This window comes from Janthinobacterium sp. Ant5-2-1 (assembly GCF_001445815.1).
GTDB classification, from domain to species: domain Bacteria; phylum Pseudomonadota; class Gammaproteobacteria; order Burkholderiales; family Burkholderiaceae_D; genus Janthinobacterium; species Janthinobacterium lividum_E.
The window spans coordinates 19,022-35,908 of sequence record NZ_LNCE01000054.1 but is presented as its reverse complement, the minus strand read 5'-3'; the positions used below and the strand labels follow the sequence as shown (position 1 = coordinate 35,908).

Below are 16,887 nucleotides of genomic sequence, written 5' to 3'. Positions count from 1 at the left end.
AACGCACAGCTCGGCGCCATCGCAGACGGGGGTCTGACCCCAGTTGTAAACTACGGACGAATGGTACGGTAAATCACGGGATTGGCCGTCAACGCCACCGCGCTGATGGCATACGCTTCCTGGATTTCCCTGACGGCTTGCTGCGCCGCCGCTTCCGTGCGCGCGTGCACCATGGCCAGCGGCTGGCCCACGGCCACTTGCTCGCCCAGACCCACCAGGTCCGTCAGGCCGACGGCGAAGTCGATGCTGTCCGTCGGACGGCGGCGGCCACCACCGAGGGCCACGACGGCCAGGCCGATGGCGCGGCAATCGCGCACGTTGGCAAAACCGGCCGACAGCGCTGGCGCAGGCACGATGAACGGCGCCTGTTCCAGGTGCTTGTCCGGATGTTCGACCAGATCGGCCGGGCCGCCCAAGGCCGACACCATGCGCGCGAAGCGCTCGGCCGCTTCACCCGAATCGAGAGCCGCCATCAATTTCACACGTGCTTCCTCTTCGGTGGCGGCCAGGCCGCCCAGCACCAGCATCTCGGCGCACAGCGCCAGGGTCACTTCATGCAGGCGCGCGGGACGCGAACGGCCCGTCAGGTAATCCATGGCGCCGCGCACTTCCAGCGCATTGCCCGCGTACGGCGCCAGCGACTCGTTCATGTCCGTCAGAATGGCCGACGTCTGCATGCCCGCGCCATTGCCGACGGCGACAATGCTTTCGGCCAGCTCCACCGACTTGTCGTAGGTCGGCATGAAGGCGCCCGAACCCACTTTCACGTCCATCACCAGCGCGTCCAGCCCGGCCGAGAGTTTCTTCGACAGGATGGAGCCAGTGATCATGGCCACCGATTCCACCGTGGCGGTGACGTCGCGGATGCTGTAGAAGCGTTTGTCGGCCGGCGCCAGCTGCGCCGTCTGGCCGATGATGGCCACGCCGGTATCCTGCACCACCTTGCGGAACAGTGCATTGTCCGGCACCGTGCAGTAGCCGGGAATAGCGTCGAACTTGTCCAGGGTACCGCCCGTGTGGCCCAGGCCGCGGCCCGAGATCATCGGCACGTAGCCGCCGCACGCGGCGACCATGGGGCCCAGCAGCAGGGAGACCACATCGCCCACGCCGCCCGTCGAATGCTTGTCGACGATGGGGCCAGGCAGGTTCAGCGAGCGCCAGTCCAGCACGTGGCCGGAATCGCGCATGGCCAGGGTGAACGCCACGCGCTCGTCCATGTTCATGTCGTTGAAATAGACGGCCATGCCCAGCGCCGCGATCTGCCCTTCGCTGACGCTGCCGTCAGTAATGCCACGCACGAAAAACTGGATTTCCTCGGCGCTCAATACGCCCTTGTCGCGCTTCTTGCGAATGATTTCCTGAGTTAGAAACATGATAGCTCCCGATGTCCTATTCAAATGCTGATGTCGATCCAGCGGCCTTGTCGGATTACGCCCTGCGGGCTAATCCGACCTACACGCCTTGCTGGCGAAAGCAACTTGGGGCCGGCGCCCCGGCACATCGCTGCGCGGAAGAACCGGCCCCACTATCCTGCTTTACAAACTTAGACGCCGTAAGGAATCCACACGTTTTTCACTTGCGACGCATGCGCCAGCACGGCGCGGCCGCCGCTTTGGGCAGCGCTGTACCAGTCGCGGCCCTTGGCGCCGCCGACCCAGGTGCGTTTCAGGGTGCCGGCCGACAGGCGCTCGACTTCAGCGCAACCGTCAGCGGATCCGTCATGGCGCCAGACGGCGTCGATGTCGGCGTGCGTGGCCAGGGTGCGCGCCAGTTCATCGGCGTTGCCGCTGATGATGTTGACGACGCCGCCCGGCAGGTCGGACGTATCGAAGACCTGGTACAGGTCCAGCGCGGAGAGCGGATGCGCTTCCGACGGCACCACCACCACGCGGTTGCCCAGCGCGATGGCCGGCGCCACCAGCGAAATGAAGCCGAGTAACGGCGCTTCATTCGGGCAGACGATGCCGATCACGCCAACCGCTTCGTTCAGCGCCACGGTGATGCCTTTCGTTGGCGGCTGGTGCGCCAGGCCGTCGTACTTGTCGGCCCAGGCGGCGTAGTAGAACAGGCGTTCGATCGAGGCCTGCACTTCCTTCTCGGGGTTTTTACTGCCCGTCATGGCGGCGATGCGGGCGGCGAATTCGTCGGCGCGCGCTGCCAGGTTCTCTGCGATGTAGTACAGCACTTGCGCGCGGTTGTGCGCCGTGGCGCTGGTCCAGCCGGACGCTTTATGTGCCGCTTCGACGGCGTTGCGGATATCCTTGCGGCTGCCCACGCCCACTTCGGCCAGCAGGGCGCCGTTTGCGCCGAACACGGGCGCGCTGTAGGCGCTGTCGGGGCGCGCCTGCTTGCCGCCGATGTACATCTTGGCCGTGCGGTCGATGGCGAACGGATCGGCTGGCGCCGGCTTCACGTTGCCCTTGGCTTTCGCTTCCACCACCGGCAGGGCCGGACGCGCATCTTCGGCCAGGGCCGTCATGTATTCCAGCATGCCTTCGCGGCCGCCTTCACGGCCGAAGCCCGATTCGCGGTAGCCGCCGAAGCCGCACGCCGCATCGAACTGGTTCGCGCTGTTGATCCACACCACGCCAGCCTTGATGGCGGGAGCGATATCGAGGGCCAGGCTGATCGACTCGGTCCACACGCTGGCGGCCAGGCCGTACACCGTGTTGTTCGCCAGCTGCACCGCTTCGGGCGGCGTGCGGAAGCTCATGGCCACCAGCACGGGGCCGAAGATTTCAGCCTGCGCCACGGCGGCCGAGGTCGACGCGCCCGTGATCAGGGTCGGCGGGAACCACGAACCGTCAGCCGGCAGTTCGCACGCCGGTTGCCACACGTCGCAGCCTTCGGCACGGGCCGAATCGACCAGCGCGGCGATGCGCTGGCGCTGCACGGGGTCGACCAGCGCGCCCACGTCCATCGATTTGTCCAGCGGCGAGCCGAGGCGCAGGTTTTCCATGCGCGCGCGTACCTTGTTCAGGAAGCGTTCCTGGACCGATTCCTGCACCAGCAGGCGCGAACCGGCGCAGCACACTTGTCCCTGGTTGAACCAGATCGAATCGACCAGGCCTTCCACGGCGCCATCGAGGTCCGCATCTTCAAAGACGATGAACGGCGACTTGCCGCCCAGTTCGAGGGACAGCTTCTTGCCGCTGCCGGCCGTCGCTTCACGGATCAAACGGCCCACTTCGGTCGAACCCGTAAACGCGATCTTGTCGACGCCAGGATGGTTGACGATGGCCGAGCCCACGCGGCCGTCGCCGGTGACGATATTGACGACGCCGGCCGGCACGCCCGCCTGCACGCACAATTCGGCGAACAGCATGGCGGTCAGCGACGTGAATTCAGCCGGCTTGAAGACGACCGTGTTACCGGCCGCCAGGGCCGGGGCGATTTTCCACGACAGCATCAGCAGCGGGAAATTCCAGGGCACGATCTGGCCCACCACGCCCACGGCGCGGTAGTCGGCGAATTCTTCCGACTGCAGCTGCGCCCAGCCGGCGTGATGATAGAAGTGACGCGCAGCCAGCGGCAAGTCGATATCGCGCGTTTCGCGGATGGTCTTGCCGTTGTCCAGGGTTTCCAGCACGGCGAACAGGCGCGAGTGCTTTTGCAGCAAACGGGCCAGCGCGTACATGACTTTCGCGCGGCCGTGACCGCCCATGCCCTGCCATACAGGCAGCGCGCGGCGCGCGGCTTCGACGGCACGCTCCACGTCGGCGTCAGTGGCTTGCGTCAGTTCGGCCAACTGCGTGCCGTCGGCAGGGTTGGTCGAGGCGAACAGCTCCGCCGGCGCGCTCCAGGCATTGTCGATGAACAAACCGAATGTGCGCTGGTGGCCATCGAGCCACGCTTGCGCTTCTTTTTGACTTTCGGGAGCAGGGCCGTAGTCCATAGTATTGAGAATCTCGTTAATTGTTGGCATGACGATTGTTCTTTAAGGTTGTGCGTGACGATGATTGGCCGAGTAGCTGCCGGTGACGTAGTGCTCGAGCTGGCGCTCGATGTCGGTCAGCAGGCTGGAAGCGCCGATGCGGAACAGGTGCGGCTGCAGCCATTCGTTGCCCAGTTCTTCCTTCATCAGGGTCAGGTATTGCAGCGCACTCTTGGCCGAGCTGACGCCGCCGGCCGGCTTGAAGCCCACCTGGAAGCCCGTCTGCTCGTGGTATTCGCGGATCGTGCGCACCATCGTCAGGGCCACGGGAATGGTGGCGTTCACGCCCTCTTTACCGGTGGAGGTCTTGATGAAATCGGCGCCTGCCATCATGCAGACCCACGACGCCTTGGCCACGTTTTCCATGGTCAGCAAGTCGCCCGTGGCGAGAATCGCCTTCACGTGCGCTTCGCCGCACGCCTTGCGGTAGGCGAGCATTTCGTCGTACAGCACTTGCCAGTTGCCGTTCAGGACGTGCTGGCGCGTGATGACGATATCGATCTCGGAAGCGCCGGCGGCGACGGACAGCTCGATCTCGCGCAGCTTCGTTTCCATGCTCGTCAGGCCGGCCGGGAAACCCGTCGACACGGCTGCGATGGGCAAGCGGCCCTGGATGACTTTCACGGCCGGCTGGATCATCTCGTGGTACACGCACACGGCGCCGGTGCTCAGTTCAGTCAGGCCCAGTGCGTCCATCAGGTCGGCGCGCAGCGGGCGCATGGCCTTCATGCACAGGCGTTCGACTCTGCCCGGCGTATCGTCGCCACCCAGGGTGGTCAGGTCGATCATCTGGATGGCTTTCACCAGCCAGGCGGCCTGGTATTCCTTTTTCACGGTGCGGCGGTTCGCCAGGCTGGCCGCGCGGCGGTCTGTCGCGGCGCGGTTGACGCGGATCTGGTTGATCCAGCCCAGGTCGAGGCCAACGGCCTCGTTACGCTTGAATTCGGGGTGCATGAGTGTCATAACAAGCTGGTTCCATTAGCAAGTGGTGGTACGCCAAGGTGCTTGGCGAGGGTTTGGCCAATATCGGAGAAGGTCTCGGAAATGCCCAGTGCGCGCGGGGCGACGCCGGGACCGAAGAAGATCATCGGTATGTGTTCGCGGGTGTGGTCGGAGCCGTGCCAGGTGGGGTCGCAGCCATGGTCGGCGGTGATCACGACCAGGTCGCCTTCCTTGAGCTTGGCCATGAATTCCGGCAGGCGCGCATCCATTTCACGCAGCGCGTCGGCATAGCCTTCGACGTTGCGGCGGTGGCCGAACGCCTGGTCGAAATCAACGAAGTTCACGAAGGTGAGCGACTTGTCCTGCACTTCATCGGCCGTCTTCAACAGCGCTTCGAACAGCGCCATGTTGTCGACGCCCTTGACGACTCTGGAGATGCCCTGGGTAGCGAAAATGTCGCTGATCTTGCCCAGGCCGACGACTTCGCCGCCCGCATTCTTGACGTGGTCGAGCAGGGTCGGCGCGGGTGGCGCGACGGCGTAGTCGTGGCGGTTGGACGTGCGCGTGTAGTTGCCATTGCTGCCCGTGAACGGACGGGCGATGACGCGGCCGATGTTGTACGGCTCGACCAGCTTGAAGGCCATTTCGCACACTTCGTACAGGCGCTCGAGGCCGAACGATTCTTCGTGCGCGGCGATCTGCATCACCGAGTCGCCCGAGGTATAGATAATCAGCTTGCCGGTGGCGACGTGCTCGTCGCCATGCTTGTTGATGATGTCCGTGCCCGAGGCATGGCAGTCGCCGAGGAAGCCCGGCACGCCGGACAGGGCCTTGAGCTTGTCGGTCAGGTCGGCCGGGAACGACGGCGTCGTGCGGGGGAAATATCCCCAGTCGAATTCGACGGGCACGCCGGCGATTTCCCAGTGGCCGCTCTGCGTGTCCTTGCCGGTGGAGCGCTCGCGCGCCGCGCCGTAGGCACCGGTAAAACCGTCGCGCCGGTCGAAGCCCGTGGCCCATTCGCCGCTGGCCAGGTGCGCCGCGGCGCCCAGGCCCAGGCGTTCCATGTTCGGGAGTTTCAAGGTCTTGCCGCTTTTGGCGACAGTGCTGGCAATGTGGCCAAAGGTATTGGCACCTGCGTCGCCATACTTGGCGGCGTCTGGCGTCGCGCCAAGGCCGAAGGAATCAAGCAGGAGGATAAATGCGCGTGACATGATAAGGCTCGCTTTATGGAGTGATGCGAAGATGATGCGAACAGTGTAGGCCGGATTTTCCCGGCCTGCCGCGCGGCAGCGCCGCTAAGTGGCGCGCCGCTACTGCGTCAAGAAAAGTGCTTAGGCTTGCGGTTTGGCGGCCACGGTGGCCAGGAAAGCCAGGATCAGCTTGACCAGGTCTTTCGCGCCGATGGCCGCGTATTTCAGGGTTTGTTCGTGCGACAGGGCGAATGGCGACATGCCTTCGGCCAGGTTGGTAATCACCGATACGCCCACCACTTTCAGGTCGCAATGACGGGCCGACACCACTTCCGGCACCACCGACATGCCGACCGTGTCGGCGCCCAGACGGGCCATCATGCGGATTTCAGCGGCCGTCTCGAAGTTCGGGCCAGGGTAGGCGACGAACACGCCTTCGTGCAGGGTGATGCCGTTCGCCGCAGCCGTGTCCTTGACCAGATTGCGCAGATCCGCATCGTAGGCGTTGGCCATGCTGAAGAAGCGCGGGCCGAAGCGGTCGTCGTTCGGGCCGACCATCGGCGTGCCTGGCAGCAGGTTGATATGGTCGCTGATGGCCACCAGGCTGCCGGCGTCCACTTCAGGGCGCAGGGAACCGGCGGCGTTGGTGACGAACAGCATTTCGCAGCCCAGCAGTTTCAAGGTGCGGATGGCGCTCGTCATCACGCCCATGCCATAGCCTTCGTAGAAGTGGCCACGGCCCTTCATGCAAACGACGGCGACGCCCGACAGGGTGCCGATCACCAGTTCGCCCGCATGGCCGTGCACGGTGCTGATCGGGAAGCCTGGCAATTCGTCAAAGCTGATGCTGACGGCGTCCGTCATCTGCTCGGCCAACACACCCAGGCCGGAGCCGAGGATCATCGCCACGCGCGGCTTGAAATTTTCAGGAGCGCGGGCACGGATGATTTCGGCGGCGTGGAAAGGGGTGTTGTTCGACATGGTTATCCTCTGATTGACTAATGATGATGGGTTGCTGCCTGCGCGACGGTGTACGAAAAGTATCGCCCAGGTATCGGGTATGTATGGTGTTACAGGTATATCGAAATGCGTATTGCCAATGAGCCTATCCCAGTAGATGAATACATCCCCTGCTGGCGCCCCTCAGAAGCGGGACTGCGTTGATCGTCGTCGCGTGGCTCGCCACGCATACTCCTCACGCCTTGTCCGCGCTCCCGATGCGCTGCCAGCAGAAGACGCTCCCTACTGGGATAGCCTCTATTTGCCGCCACTATGCATCAAACGGAATATGTATGGCAAATACCATTTTTCTTGCCCATTTATACAATTCAAATATAAATGGCCGATATTATAGTCGAGGCAAGCCCAGGCCCGCCATCCCCGGAAAATGCATGCATACAAGCTCCATACGAAGGTTTTTCGCATGCACTTGACACGAGCTTGACACTGATGAGACAAATGTTTACAGTTCCAGACAAATGTTTAACCCTCAGCGAAAACCCAGTGACCGATACCAATAAAAAAGACCAGCTGTACACGCTGATCCGCAACAACCCCTTCATCTCGCAGCAAGACCTGGCGAGCGAGCTGGGCTTGTCGCGCTCGGCCGTCGCCGGCCACATCGCCGGATTGATCCGCGAGCGCCGCCTGCTGGGACGCGCCTATGTGCTGCCCGACAGCCGTCCCGTGCTGTGTATCGGCGCCGCCAACCTCGACCGCAAGATGCGCACTCTGGCGACCTTGCAGATGGGCACCTCGAATCCCGTGCGTTCGGAAGAAGTATTTGGCGGCGTGGGCCGCAACATCGCGGAAAACCTGGCCCGCTTGTCGATCCCCGTGGCCCTGCTGACGGCGCTGGGCGACGATGCGGCCGGCCACGCGCTGCAGACGCACGCGGAAGACGCGGGCATCGACATGCGCGGCAGCCTGCATTTAAGTAACACCAGCAGCGGCACTTACACGGCCGTGCTCGACGAACATGGCGAAATGCTGCTGGCGATGGCCAATATGCAACTGTACGAACAGCTGACTCCCGCCTTTTTGCACAGCCGCCAGCCGCAGCGCGCCGCCGCAGCCCTCACCGTTTGTGACCTGAACCTGGGCCACGACAGCGTGCAGGCCCTGCTGGCCGATGCGCGCCAGGACGCGGCCCACGCGACGCCGCTCGTCATCGTCGCCGTCTCGCAGCCGAAGATGGCGCACTTGCCGCAAGACCTGACGGGCTTGCATTTGCTGATACTCAACCGGGGCGAACTGGAAACGCGCGTGGCGCGGGCCTTGCCCACGGCAGCGGACCTGCGCGCCGCCTGCCGCGAAGTGCAGCGCCAGGGCGTGCGCCAGGTGATCGTCACCTGCGGTAGCGAAGGCGTGTACTTCACGGATGGCGACAATCTTGATGCGCCCATCGTCCACCTGGCCGCGCGCGAAGTGGACGCCGTCGACGTGACGGGCGCCGGCGATGCTTTTTCCGCCGCCGTCTGCTGGTCGCTGTACCACGACAGCAGCGATTTGAAACTGGCCTGCCGGCGCGGCCTGAAGCTGGCCGCCATGACCCTGGAATCGGCTGCCACCGTCTCCCCCCAGATTTCCGCCGGCGCACTCGACAACATTGACGACGCCGACCTGGCGCCGCCTCCCCCTACCCTCTTTCAACAGGACTGAACCATGACCCCATTACAGAATTTCCTCTTGTTCTCGCAAGAAGTACTCGACGCGCGCGCCGCCGGCAAGGCTATCGTGGCGCTGGAATCGACCATCATTTCGCACGGCATGCCATATCCGCAAAACGTGGAAATGGCGCGCGAAGTGGAACAGATCATCCGTGACGGCGGCGCCGTACCGGCCACCATCGCCATCATCGATGGAAAAATCTGCGTGGGCCTGTCGCCCGAACAGCTGGAACTGCTGGGCACCTCGCCCGACGCCATGAAGGTCAGCCGCCGCGACCTGCCATTCGTCCTGTCGCAAGGCAAGCTGGGCGCCACCACCGTGGCCGCCACCATGATCTGCGCGGAACTGGCCGGTATTGCCGTGTTCGTCACGGGCGGCATCGGCGGCGTGCACCGTGGCGCGGAAACGAGCTTCGACATTTCCGCCGATTTGCAGGAACTGGCGCAAACGTCGGTGGCCGTCGTCTGCGCGGGCGTCAAATCCATCCTCGACATCGGCCTGACCCTGGAATACCTGGAAACCCATGGCGTACCCGTCATCAGCGTGGGCCAGGAAGGATTCCCCGCCTTCTTCACGCGCGAAAGCGGCTTCAAGGCCGATTTCCGCCTCGATACGGCCGCCGAACAGGCCGCCTTCATCGGCACCAAGTGGCAACTGGGTTTAAAGGGCGGCGTAGTCGTCAGCAACCCCGTGCCGGCCGCGCAAGCGATGCCGAAGGAAGAAATCGATGCCATCACGACGCAAGCGCTGCAGGAAGCGGACGCGGGTGGCGTAAAGGGCAAGCAAGTCACGCCATTCCTGCTGTCGCGCATCAAGCAGCTGACGGATGGCCGCAGCCTGGCAACGAATATCGCGCTGGTCAAGCACAATGCGCAAGTCGGCACGGCGCTGGCCATTGCCATGCAGGCGGTCGTGGCACGATAATAGGACTGCTGTAAAGAAAGCGCGCGCACCTTCACGGGTCCGCGCGCCGTTCCATCGCCTAGCAACACGCAACGCCAAGGAAAGCATGTCCATCGATCTGAAACAGTTAAAGTATTTTCTTGCCGTCGCCGAGGAGAAAAGCTTCAGCCGCGCCGCCGAGCGCCTGCATATCTCGCAGCCGCCCCTGAGCCAGCAGATCATGAAACTGGAAAGCGAACTGGGCGTACGCCTGTTTGCGCGCACCACGCGCACCTTCGAGCTGACCGTGGCGGGCAAGGCGCTGATGAACGAGGCGGCCGACCTGCTGGCCAAGATGCGCATGACCATCGACACCATCCGCCAGATCGACCGCGGCGAAGTGGGCCGCTTGCGCGTGGGCATCGTCGGCTCCGCCATGTGGGGCCCTATCCCCAGCCTGCTGGAAGAATTCCAGACCAAATTTCCCCGCGTCACCTGGACCATCCATGAATTCGGCCCCACGGTGCAATACGAAGCCTTGCGCGCCAAGCAGATCGACGTAGGCTTCTGGCGCGAACCCAAGCTCAACGACGACGACTTGCGTCACGATAATCTGCGCCAGGAACTGTGCTTCCGCGAAAACGTCTGCGTGGCCGTCAATGAACACCATCCGCTGGCGAAAAACACGTCCATCGAACTGATCGACATCGCCGAAGAGCCCATGCTGACGCTGAACCTCGACAAGTCCGCGTTTCCCCGCTACCTGGTGCAATGCTGCATCAACGCCGGTTTCGAACCCGTGATTTTCCAGGAAGCGAGCGAGCCGCAAACCCTGCTGGCCATGGTGGGCGCGGGCCTGGGCGTGACCCTGGTGCCGGAAACAACAAGCCGCATCGGCTGGCCCGGTGTCGTGTTTCTGCCCATCAAGACCAATCCGCCATCAGCGAATCTGTACATCAGCTACACGACGCTGGACGACGCACCCGTCGTGCGGGCCTTCCTGAATATCCTCAATCCCCCGGCTGCCTGAGAACGCGAACAAAACCTACTGCGCGTCGCGGGTCGCGGCCTCCGATGCTCACTGTGCATTCGCACAGTTCCGCTTTTCGACCACAACTCACTGCCGCTCGCTACGGTTTTGTTATGCGTTCTTAAAACCTATTTATATGCAGTGCATATAAATACATAAACAAAAACGTATTTGTCATACATATCTGGCATGATGCATAGTGATTCGGACGCCCATCGCGGCGCCGGTCCCGTGCTTGCCCTGCCCGTCCACTGACGGCGCATCCCAGCCCGCTCCGGCAGCCCTATTCGATGTTGTACCTATAAAAGAGACGGGGTGCGACTGTTGCATGAGCATCACACTGACGACATGAAAGCAGACGAGGTCAGCAATGATCTTGTGCAATACAGTGCAATGTTGATAAGGAATTATCACCTCGTGCATCAAAAACAGGCTAAATCGGCCCCAAATTATATGTTTCACCTATAAAAAATATACAATATCGATCTTCCAGGAGCCAATTCATGAAACTTACACAATTTAGTTTGACGATCGCAGCCGTATTTCTGACTGCTCAAGCGTCCGCGGCTACCCCAAAACTGGGTGTCGTGTATGACGCGGGCGGCAAGTTCGACAAGTCGTTCAACCAATCCGCTTTCGAAGGCGCATCGCGCTTCAAAAAAGACACGGGCATTTCCTTCATCGAAGTACAGGCATCGAGCGATACGCAAGCCGAACAAGTCATGCGTGGCCTGGCCCGCAAGAAACTCGACATGATCGCCGCCATCGGCTTTGCGCAAACACAAGCCGTGCAAAAGGTCGCCAAGGAATTCCCGAACGTGAAATTCGTGCTGATCGACGGCCAGGCCGCCGGCAGCAACGTCAATTCCGTCGTCTTCAAGGAAGAAGAAGGCTCCTACCTGGTGGGCGTGGCTGCGGCCATGGCCAGCAAGAGCAAGAAAGTCGGCTTCATCGGCGGCATCGATATTCCCCTGATCCGCAACTTCGCCTGCGGCTACGCGCAAGGCGCGAAGGCCGTCAATCCGAAAACGGAAATCACGCAAAACATGGTCGGCACCACGTCCGGCGCCTGGAATGACCCGGCCAAGGGTGGCGAACTGGCCCGCTCGCAATTCGAGCGCGGCGTCGATGTCGTCTTCGCCGTCGCAGGCGGCAGCGGCATGGGCACGCTGCAAATGGCCAAGGAAAAAGGCAAGCTGGCCATCGGCGTCGATTCTAACCAGAATCATCTGTATCCAGGCAGCATCCTGACCTCGATGGTCAAGCGCGTCGACAACACGGTCTATGACAGCTTCATGCAAGTCAAGAACGGCACCTGGAAGGGCGGCGTCAGCTATAAAGGCTTGAAAGAAGGCGGCGTGGATTGGGCTCTCGATGAGAACAACCGCAAGCTGATTACGCCGGAAATCGAAAAGCGCGTGTTGGGTGCGCGTAAGGACATTATCGATGGCAAGATCAAAGTGATCGATTACCGCGTCGGCAGCAGCTGCCCGGTTTAATTTTTCTCCGTATCTTTTAGCGCGCCGCCGGGGCCAGTCTCCGCGCGGCGCGTTTCCATGAAACTATCCAGTTATGAACCTATGCAGCCAGCAGTAGAATTTCGCAGCATTTCCAAGCATTTTGGACATGTGAAGGCGAACGCCGACGTCAGCTTCTCCATCGCCAAGGGCAGTATCCATGGCCTGGTGGGGGAAAATGGCGCCGGCAAATCGACCTTGATGAGCATCCTGTACGGGTATTACCGTGCCGACGGCGGAGAAATCCTGCTCGACGGGAAAGTACAGCCGATCCGCAACAGCCAGGAAGCGATCAACCTCGGCATCGGCATGGTGCACCAGCACTTCATGCTGGTCGAGAACTTCACCGTCCTCGACAATATCATGCTGGGCACGGAAGGCGGTTTTCGCCTGGCCAGCCACCGCACGGAAGCGGAAGCGAAATTGCGCGAGATTTGCGCGCGCTACCGCCTCGACGTCGACCCGCTGGCGAAGATCGAAGACCTGTCCGTCGGCGCGCAGCAGCGCGTGGAAATCCTCAAGCAGATTTACCGCAGCGCCAATATCCTGATCCTCGACGAGCCGACGGCCGTGCTGACGGCCCAGGAAACAGCGTCGCTGTTTGAAATCCTGCGCCTGTTCAAGGAGCAGGGCAAGACCATCATCCTGATCACGCACAAGCTGCAGGAGATCCTGGAAATCACCGATAACGTCACCGTCATGCGCGGCGGCACGGTGGTCGGCGCCGTGGCGACCGCCGGCACCTCGAAAGAGGAACTGGCCAACATGATGGTCGGCCGCCCCATCCAGAGCCATTTGCCGCGTGCACCGTACAATCCGGGCGCCATGGTGCTGGAAGTGGACGGTCTGCAACTGGCCGACGAGCAGCAAGTCAAATTGCTGGCCGACATAGGTTTCAACTTGCGCGCCGGCGAAATCGTCGCCATCGCGGGCGTGTCGGGCAATGGCCAAAGCGAGCTGCTGGAAATTCTGTCCGGCATGCGTTTGCCCACCTCGGGCAAGCTGCGTTTTCTCGACAAGGACTTGCCGTTTGCCAAGCGCCACGATGCCGATGGCTTGCCGCTGGCCTTCCGTGAGCTGGGCATCGCCCACATTCCTGAAGACCGCTTGCGCGATGGCGTGGTAAAGAATTTCTCCGTCATGCAAAACACCATCCTCGGTTACCAGGACCACCTGAAAAACCGCTGGGGCCTGTTCAACTTCAAGGCCATCGGCGCCCGCTGCGCGGAACTGCTGAAAACCTTCGACGTGCGTCCGGCCAATCCGGACTTGCGCATCGGCTTGCTGTCGGGCGGCAACCAGCAAAAGGTGGTGATCGCGCGCGAAGTACTGGCCAAGCCGAAACTGATGCTGGTGGGTCAGCCCACGCGCGGCGTCGACATCGGCACCATCGAAAGCATCCATACGCAATTGCTGGCCCTGCGCGACGCAGGCGTGGCGATCCTGCTGGTGTCCGTCGAACTGGAAGAAGTGCGGGCGCTGGCCGACCGCATCCTCGTCATGTGCGGCGGACGCATCACCGGCGAACTGAAAATTGAAGAATTCGATACCACCCGCATCGGTCTGTTGATGGGGGGAATGCATAAATCATGAATAACGACTTGCCACGCTGGGCGACAGCCTTTGTCATGCCCATGTTAAACCTGCTGTCGGCCTTGCTGGTCGCGGCCTTGGTGATTTATATGCTGGGCGAAGACCCGGCCGAATCGCTGTCCATCCTCGTCCACAGCGCCATCCTCAATCCGGAAGGCTTGAGCTACACCCTGTTCTACGCCAGCACCTTCATTTTCACGGGCCTGTCAGTCTCCGTGGCGATGCAGGCCGGCCTGTTCAATATCGGTTCCGAAGGCCAGATGTATATCGGCGGCCTGGGCCTTACTGTCGCCATGCTGGCCTTCGATCAGACCCTGCCCGCCTGGCTATTGATACCGGCAGCCATGATCGGTGCGGCCCTGTTCGGCGCGCTGTGGGGTTTCCTGCCCGGCTACCTGCAAGCCAAGCGCGGCAGCCACATCGTCGTCACCACCATCATGTTCAACTTCATCGCCGCCAGCCTGATGAACTTCATTATCGTGAAGTATCTGATTCCGCCGGGCGAGCAGAACACGGCCAGCCGCGTGTTTGCGGAAAGCGGCGAAATGCCGCGCTTAAGTACCTGGTTCCCGTCCTTGGGCGACACGCCGCTGAACATCAGTTTTATTTTGGCGATCGCCGCGCTGGTGATCTATGGCGTGATGGTGTGGCGCTCGTCGTGGGGCTTCAAGCTGCGCGCCACGGGCCTGAACAAGCATGCGGCCCACTATGCGGGCGTGTCGATCAGCAAGATGATCATCATCGTCATGCTAATCTCGGGCGCGCTGGCGGGCTTGGGTTCCGTCAATTCCATCATGGGATCGACGCATTATTTGTCGCTGAACTTCGTCGGCGGCGCCGGCTTCATCGGCATCGCCATCGCCCTGATGGGCCGCCAGCATCCGGTCGGCATCTTCCTGTCGGCCGTGCTGTTCGGCGCGCTGATCCAGGGCGGTTTCGACTTGTCGCTGGAAAAACCGAATATCCCGACCGAAACGTTCATTTTCATCCAGGGCTTGATCATCCTGTTCTGCGGCGCCATGGAAAACTTCTACGCACCGGCCATTTCCGCCCTGCTCAAGCGCACCAAAGGCTAACACCATGACACTCGACGACTTTCAATTCGCCAGCATCCTGGTATCGACCGTGCGCAATGCGCCCGTCCTGATCTTTGCCGCCATGGCCGGCCTGTTTGCCGAACGCAGTGGCATGATCGACATCGGCCTGGAAGGCAAGATCCTGGCCAGCGCGTTTGCTTCCGCCGCCGTGGCCTATACGACGCAAAACCCGTATTACGGCATGGCTGCCGGCATGCTCGTCTGCGTGGCCCTGGCCCTGCTGCAGGCCTACGTCAGCATCACGCAAAAGGGCAACCAGCTGGTGGCCGGCATGGCGATCAACATCGCCATGAGCGGACTGACGTTCGTACTGGCGCAATTCTTCTTCCAGCAAGGCGGCCGCACGCCCGACCTCGGTTCGGCGCGGCTGTTCGACGTGGTCTTGCCGGGCACGCAATACGTGGAGCACATCCCCTTCATCGGCTGGGTGTATGCCCATCTGATCGGCGGCCATTCCATCCTCGTCTACGTGGCCTTCCTGCTGATCCCGCTCGTGCACTGGCTGCTGTACCACACGCGCTTCGGCCTGCGCCTGCGCGCCTGCGGTGAAAATCCGCATGCGGCCGACTCGGCCGGCGTGAGCGTGGAAGCGACGCGCTACCTGGCCATGCTGGTGGCCGGCATCCTGTGTTCGTTCTCGGGCGCGTATCTGGCCATCGTGCAAAGCGGCTTCTTCCTGCGCGACATGTCGGCCGGCGCCGGCTACCTGGCCTTGACGGCCATGGTGTTCGGCAACTGGCGTCCCGTCTACACCTTCCTCGGCTGTCTGATGTTCGGCTTCTTCGCCGCCATCCAGATCCAGATCGAAGGCGTGGACTTGCCCGTCGTGGGCCGCATCCCCGGCTCGCTGATCCAGATGGTGCCGTACGTCGTCACCGTGATCGTGCTGGCGGGCTTGATGGCGAAATCCATCGCGCCGAAGGCTATCGGTATCCCCTTCGTCAAATCGCGCTAAGTTTCAGCGAGCGCAGACAAAAAAGCGAAGCCTGCGGGCTTCGCTTTTTTTATGCCTGAGCAATCTCGTCCAGCGAGAAAAACACGGCAAGACCCAGGCTGCGCGCCACTTCCACCATCTGGTCGGCCCCCTGGGACGCGCCGCCAATGCGCAGCACGGCATCGCAATGGCTGAGCAAGCGCTTCGCATGCGTATGAAACATTGCTTCGTAGACGCTGTCGCCTACTTGTTCAGAACCGGCCAGCGCCAGCATTGGCAAGGCCAGCCATTCACCGAGCACGGGCATGTGCCCCTTGGCATACAGCGGCAGGCAGACGGCTTCCATGGCCGCCACATTCGCCGCCATCAGGGCGGGATCGTCGCCCGTGCCGGAGCGATACGGGCCGGCAACGAGGATCTGCATGCCTTGTTTGACCGGCATCAGTTGCAGCTGCGCATGCTGCAGCAGCATGATGGTCTTGCCGTCGCAGATGCGCCCATCGGCGACCATGCGCATGGCCTGCGCCAGCGATAATTCCAGCACTTCGATATCTTCGCCTTCGTGTACCAGGCCGCCGCCATCGCCGATGCGGCTGGCGGGATCGTATTCGGCAACAAAGAAATGCAGGCGCTCCGTCACAGAGCCGGGGCTCATGAAGGCTTCGAAGACCTTGTGCACCTGTCCCACCCGGTAACCGGTTTCCTCTTCCACCTCGGCACGGATGCGCTGCTCCGCACTGGCCTCTTCCAGCAAGCCGGCCGCTGATTCGATGAGGAAACCATCGTGGCCTGCGCGATAGGTGGGAAAGCGGAACTGGCGGATCAGGATCACCGTGCGCTTGATTTTATTGTAGAGCAGGATGGTGGCCCCGTCGCCACGGTCATAGGTTTCCCGCGTCTGCGTCTGCCACCGGCCATCATGGCGCAGGTAGTCGAACGTGGTTTTTTGCAGCAGATACCAGTCGTGCGACAGGGTTTGCACGTCCTGGATGCGGACCCGTTCCTGTTTGCTATTTTCTTTGTGCATGTCGTCTCCTTGTGCTTGTCTTTTTCGACTTTATCATGCAAACTCGTGCAATATCAAGAAAATACAAGAAA

General features: G+C 61.9%; 12 protein-coding genes and 1 pseudogene. 7 read left to right on the top strand and 6 right to left on the bottom strand.

Annotated features, from left to right (window positions below):
- Window positions 1-50: 50 nt before the first annotated feature.
- From deoA to xapA, 5 genes are all read right to left on the bottom strand, one after another.
- Window positions 51-1,373: a thymidine phosphorylase gene (gene deoA / locus ASN89_RS17970; RefSeq protein ID WP_058050231.1), complete on the bottom strand. Its 1,323-nt coding sequence runs from the start codon at window positions 1,371-1,373 to the stop codon at window positions 51-53.
- A 170-nt stretch (window positions 1,374-1,543) separates the two neighbouring features.
- Window positions 1,544-3,925, bottom strand: coding sequence for an aldehyde dehydrogenase family protein (locus ASN89_RS17965; RefSeq protein ID WP_414842518.1), 2,382 nt, complete (start codon window positions 3,923-3,925; stop codon window positions 1,544-1,546).
- Window positions 3,926-3,937: 12 nt separating this feature from the next.
- Window positions 3,938-4,897, bottom strand: a complete 960-nt coding sequence (gene deoC / locus ASN89_RS17960; RefSeq protein ID WP_046685481.1) for a deoxyribose-phosphate aldolase — start codon at window positions 4,895-4,897, stop codon at window positions 3,938-3,940.
- Window positions 4,894-6,087, bottom strand: coding sequence for a phosphopentomutase (locus ASN89_RS17955; RefSeq protein WP_058050229.1), 1,194 nt, complete (start codon window positions 6,085-6,087; stop codon window positions 4,894-4,896). The genes deoC and ASN89_RS17955 overlap by 4 nt, the downstream gene beginning before the upstream one ends.
- A gap of 120 nt (window positions 6,088-6,207) precedes the next feature.
- The gene (gene xapA / locus ASN89_RS17950; protein ID WP_058050228.1) at window positions 6,208-7,047 is read right to left on the bottom strand and encodes a xanthosine phosphorylase; all 840 of its coding nucleotides are present in this window, start codon (window positions 7,045-7,047) and stop codon (window positions 6,208-6,210) included.
- Between the two features lie 522 nt (window positions 7,048-7,569).
- Between xapA and ASN89_RS17945 the strand changes: the two genes are divergently transcribed.
- From ASN89_RS17945 to ASN89_RS17910, 7 genes are all read left to right on the top strand, one after another.
- Entirely contained in the window at window positions 7,570-8,727 is a 1,158-nt protein-coding gene (locus tag ASN89_RS17945) for a carbohydrate kinase (RefSeq protein ID WP_058050237.1), read from the top strand.
- A 3-nt stretch (window positions 8,728-8,730) separates the two neighbouring features.
- Window positions 8,731-9,660, top strand: coding sequence for a pseudouridine-5'-phosphate glycosidase (locus tag ASN89_RS17940; protein WP_058050227.1), 930 nt, complete (start codon window positions 8,731-8,733; stop codon window positions 9,658-9,660).
- An 85-nt stretch (window positions 9,661-9,745) separates the two neighbouring features.
- Window positions 9,746-10,648: a LysR family transcriptional regulator gene (locus tag ASN89_RS17935; protein WP_034754538.1), complete on the top strand. Its 903-nt coding sequence runs from the start codon at window positions 9,746-9,748 to the stop codon at window positions 10,646-10,648.
- A 503-nt stretch (window positions 10,649-11,151) separates the two neighbouring features.
- A complete protein-coding gene (locus ASN89_RS17925) occupies window positions 11,152-12,147 on the top strand; it encodes a BMP family lipoprotein (RefSeq protein WP_046685486.1) in 996 nt (331 codons plus the stop codon).
- An 81-nt stretch (window positions 12,148-12,228) separates the two neighbouring features.
- On the top strand, window positions 12,229-13,758 hold the full coding sequence (locus tag ASN89_RS17920) for an ABC transporter ATP-binding protein (RefSeq protein WP_058050225.1): 1,530 nt from the start codon (window positions 12,229-12,231) through the stop codon (window positions 13,756-13,758).
- Window positions 13,755-14,834 (top strand): ABC transporter permease, encoded by a 1,080-nt coding sequence (locus ASN89_RS17915; protein ID WP_034754518.1) that lies wholly within the window; start codon window positions 13,755-13,757, stop codon window positions 14,832-14,834. Before ASN89_RS17920 ends, ASN89_RS17915 begins: the two co-directional genes overlap by 4 nt.
- 4 nt (window positions 14,835-14,838) lie before the next feature.
- On the top strand, window positions 14,839-15,810 hold the full coding sequence (locus ASN89_RS17910; protein WP_034754516.1) for an ABC transporter permease: 972 nt from the start codon (window positions 14,839-14,841) through the stop codon (window positions 15,808-15,810).
- Between the two features lie 421 nt (window positions 15,811-16,231).
- Here ASN89_RS17910 and ASN89_RS29525 read toward each other — a convergent pair.
- Window positions 16,232-16,816: pseudogene (locus ASN89_RS29525) on the bottom strand (NUDIX domain-containing protein); the annotation flags it as partial.
- Window positions 16,817-16,887: the final 71 nt, after the last annotated feature.

Excerpts from the sequence above, each read along its gene's own strand:
- deoA (WP_058050231.1), bottom strand. The coding sequence starts at position 1,373 with ATGTTTCTAACTCAGGAAATCATTCGCAAGAAGCGCGACAAGGGCGTA.
- ASN89_RS17965 (WP_414842518.1), bottom strand. The coding sequence starts at position 3,925 with ATGCCAACAATTAACGAGATTCTCAATACTATGGACTACGGCCCTGCT.
- deoC (WP_046685481.1), bottom strand. The coding sequence starts at position 4,897 with ATGACACTCATGCACCCCGAATTCAAGCGTAACGAGGCCGTTGGCCTC.
- ASN89_RS17955 (WP_058050229.1), bottom strand. The coding sequence starts at position 6,087 with ATGTCACGCGCATTTATCCTCCTGCTTGATTCCTTCGGCCTTGGCGCG.
- xapA (WP_058050228.1), bottom strand. The coding sequence starts at position 7,047 with ATGTCGAACAACACCCCTTTCCACGCCGCCGAAATCATCCGTGCCCGC.
- ASN89_RS17940 (WP_058050227.1), top strand. The coding sequence starts at position 8,731 with ATGACCCCATTACAGAATTTCCTCTTGTTCTCGCAAGAAGTACTCGAC.
- ASN89_RS17935 (WP_034754538.1), top strand. The coding sequence starts at position 9,746 with ATGTCCATCGATCTGAAACAGTTAAAGTATTTTCTTGCCGTCGCCGAG.
- ASN89_RS17925 (WP_046685486.1), top strand. The coding sequence starts at position 11,152 with ATGAAACTTACACAATTTAGTTTGACGATCGCAGCCGTATTTCTGACT.
- ASN89_RS17920 (WP_058050225.1), top strand. The coding sequence starts at position 12,229 with ATGCAGCCAGCAGTAGAATTTCGCAGCATTTCCAAGCATTTTGGACAT.
- ASN89_RS17915 (WP_034754518.1), top strand. The coding sequence starts at position 13,755 with ATGAATAACGACTTGCCACGCTGGGCGACAGCCTTTGTCATGCCCATG.
- ASN89_RS17910 (WP_034754516.1), top strand. The coding sequence starts at position 14,839 with ATGACACTCGACGACTTTCAATTCGCCAGCATCCTGGTATCGACCGTG.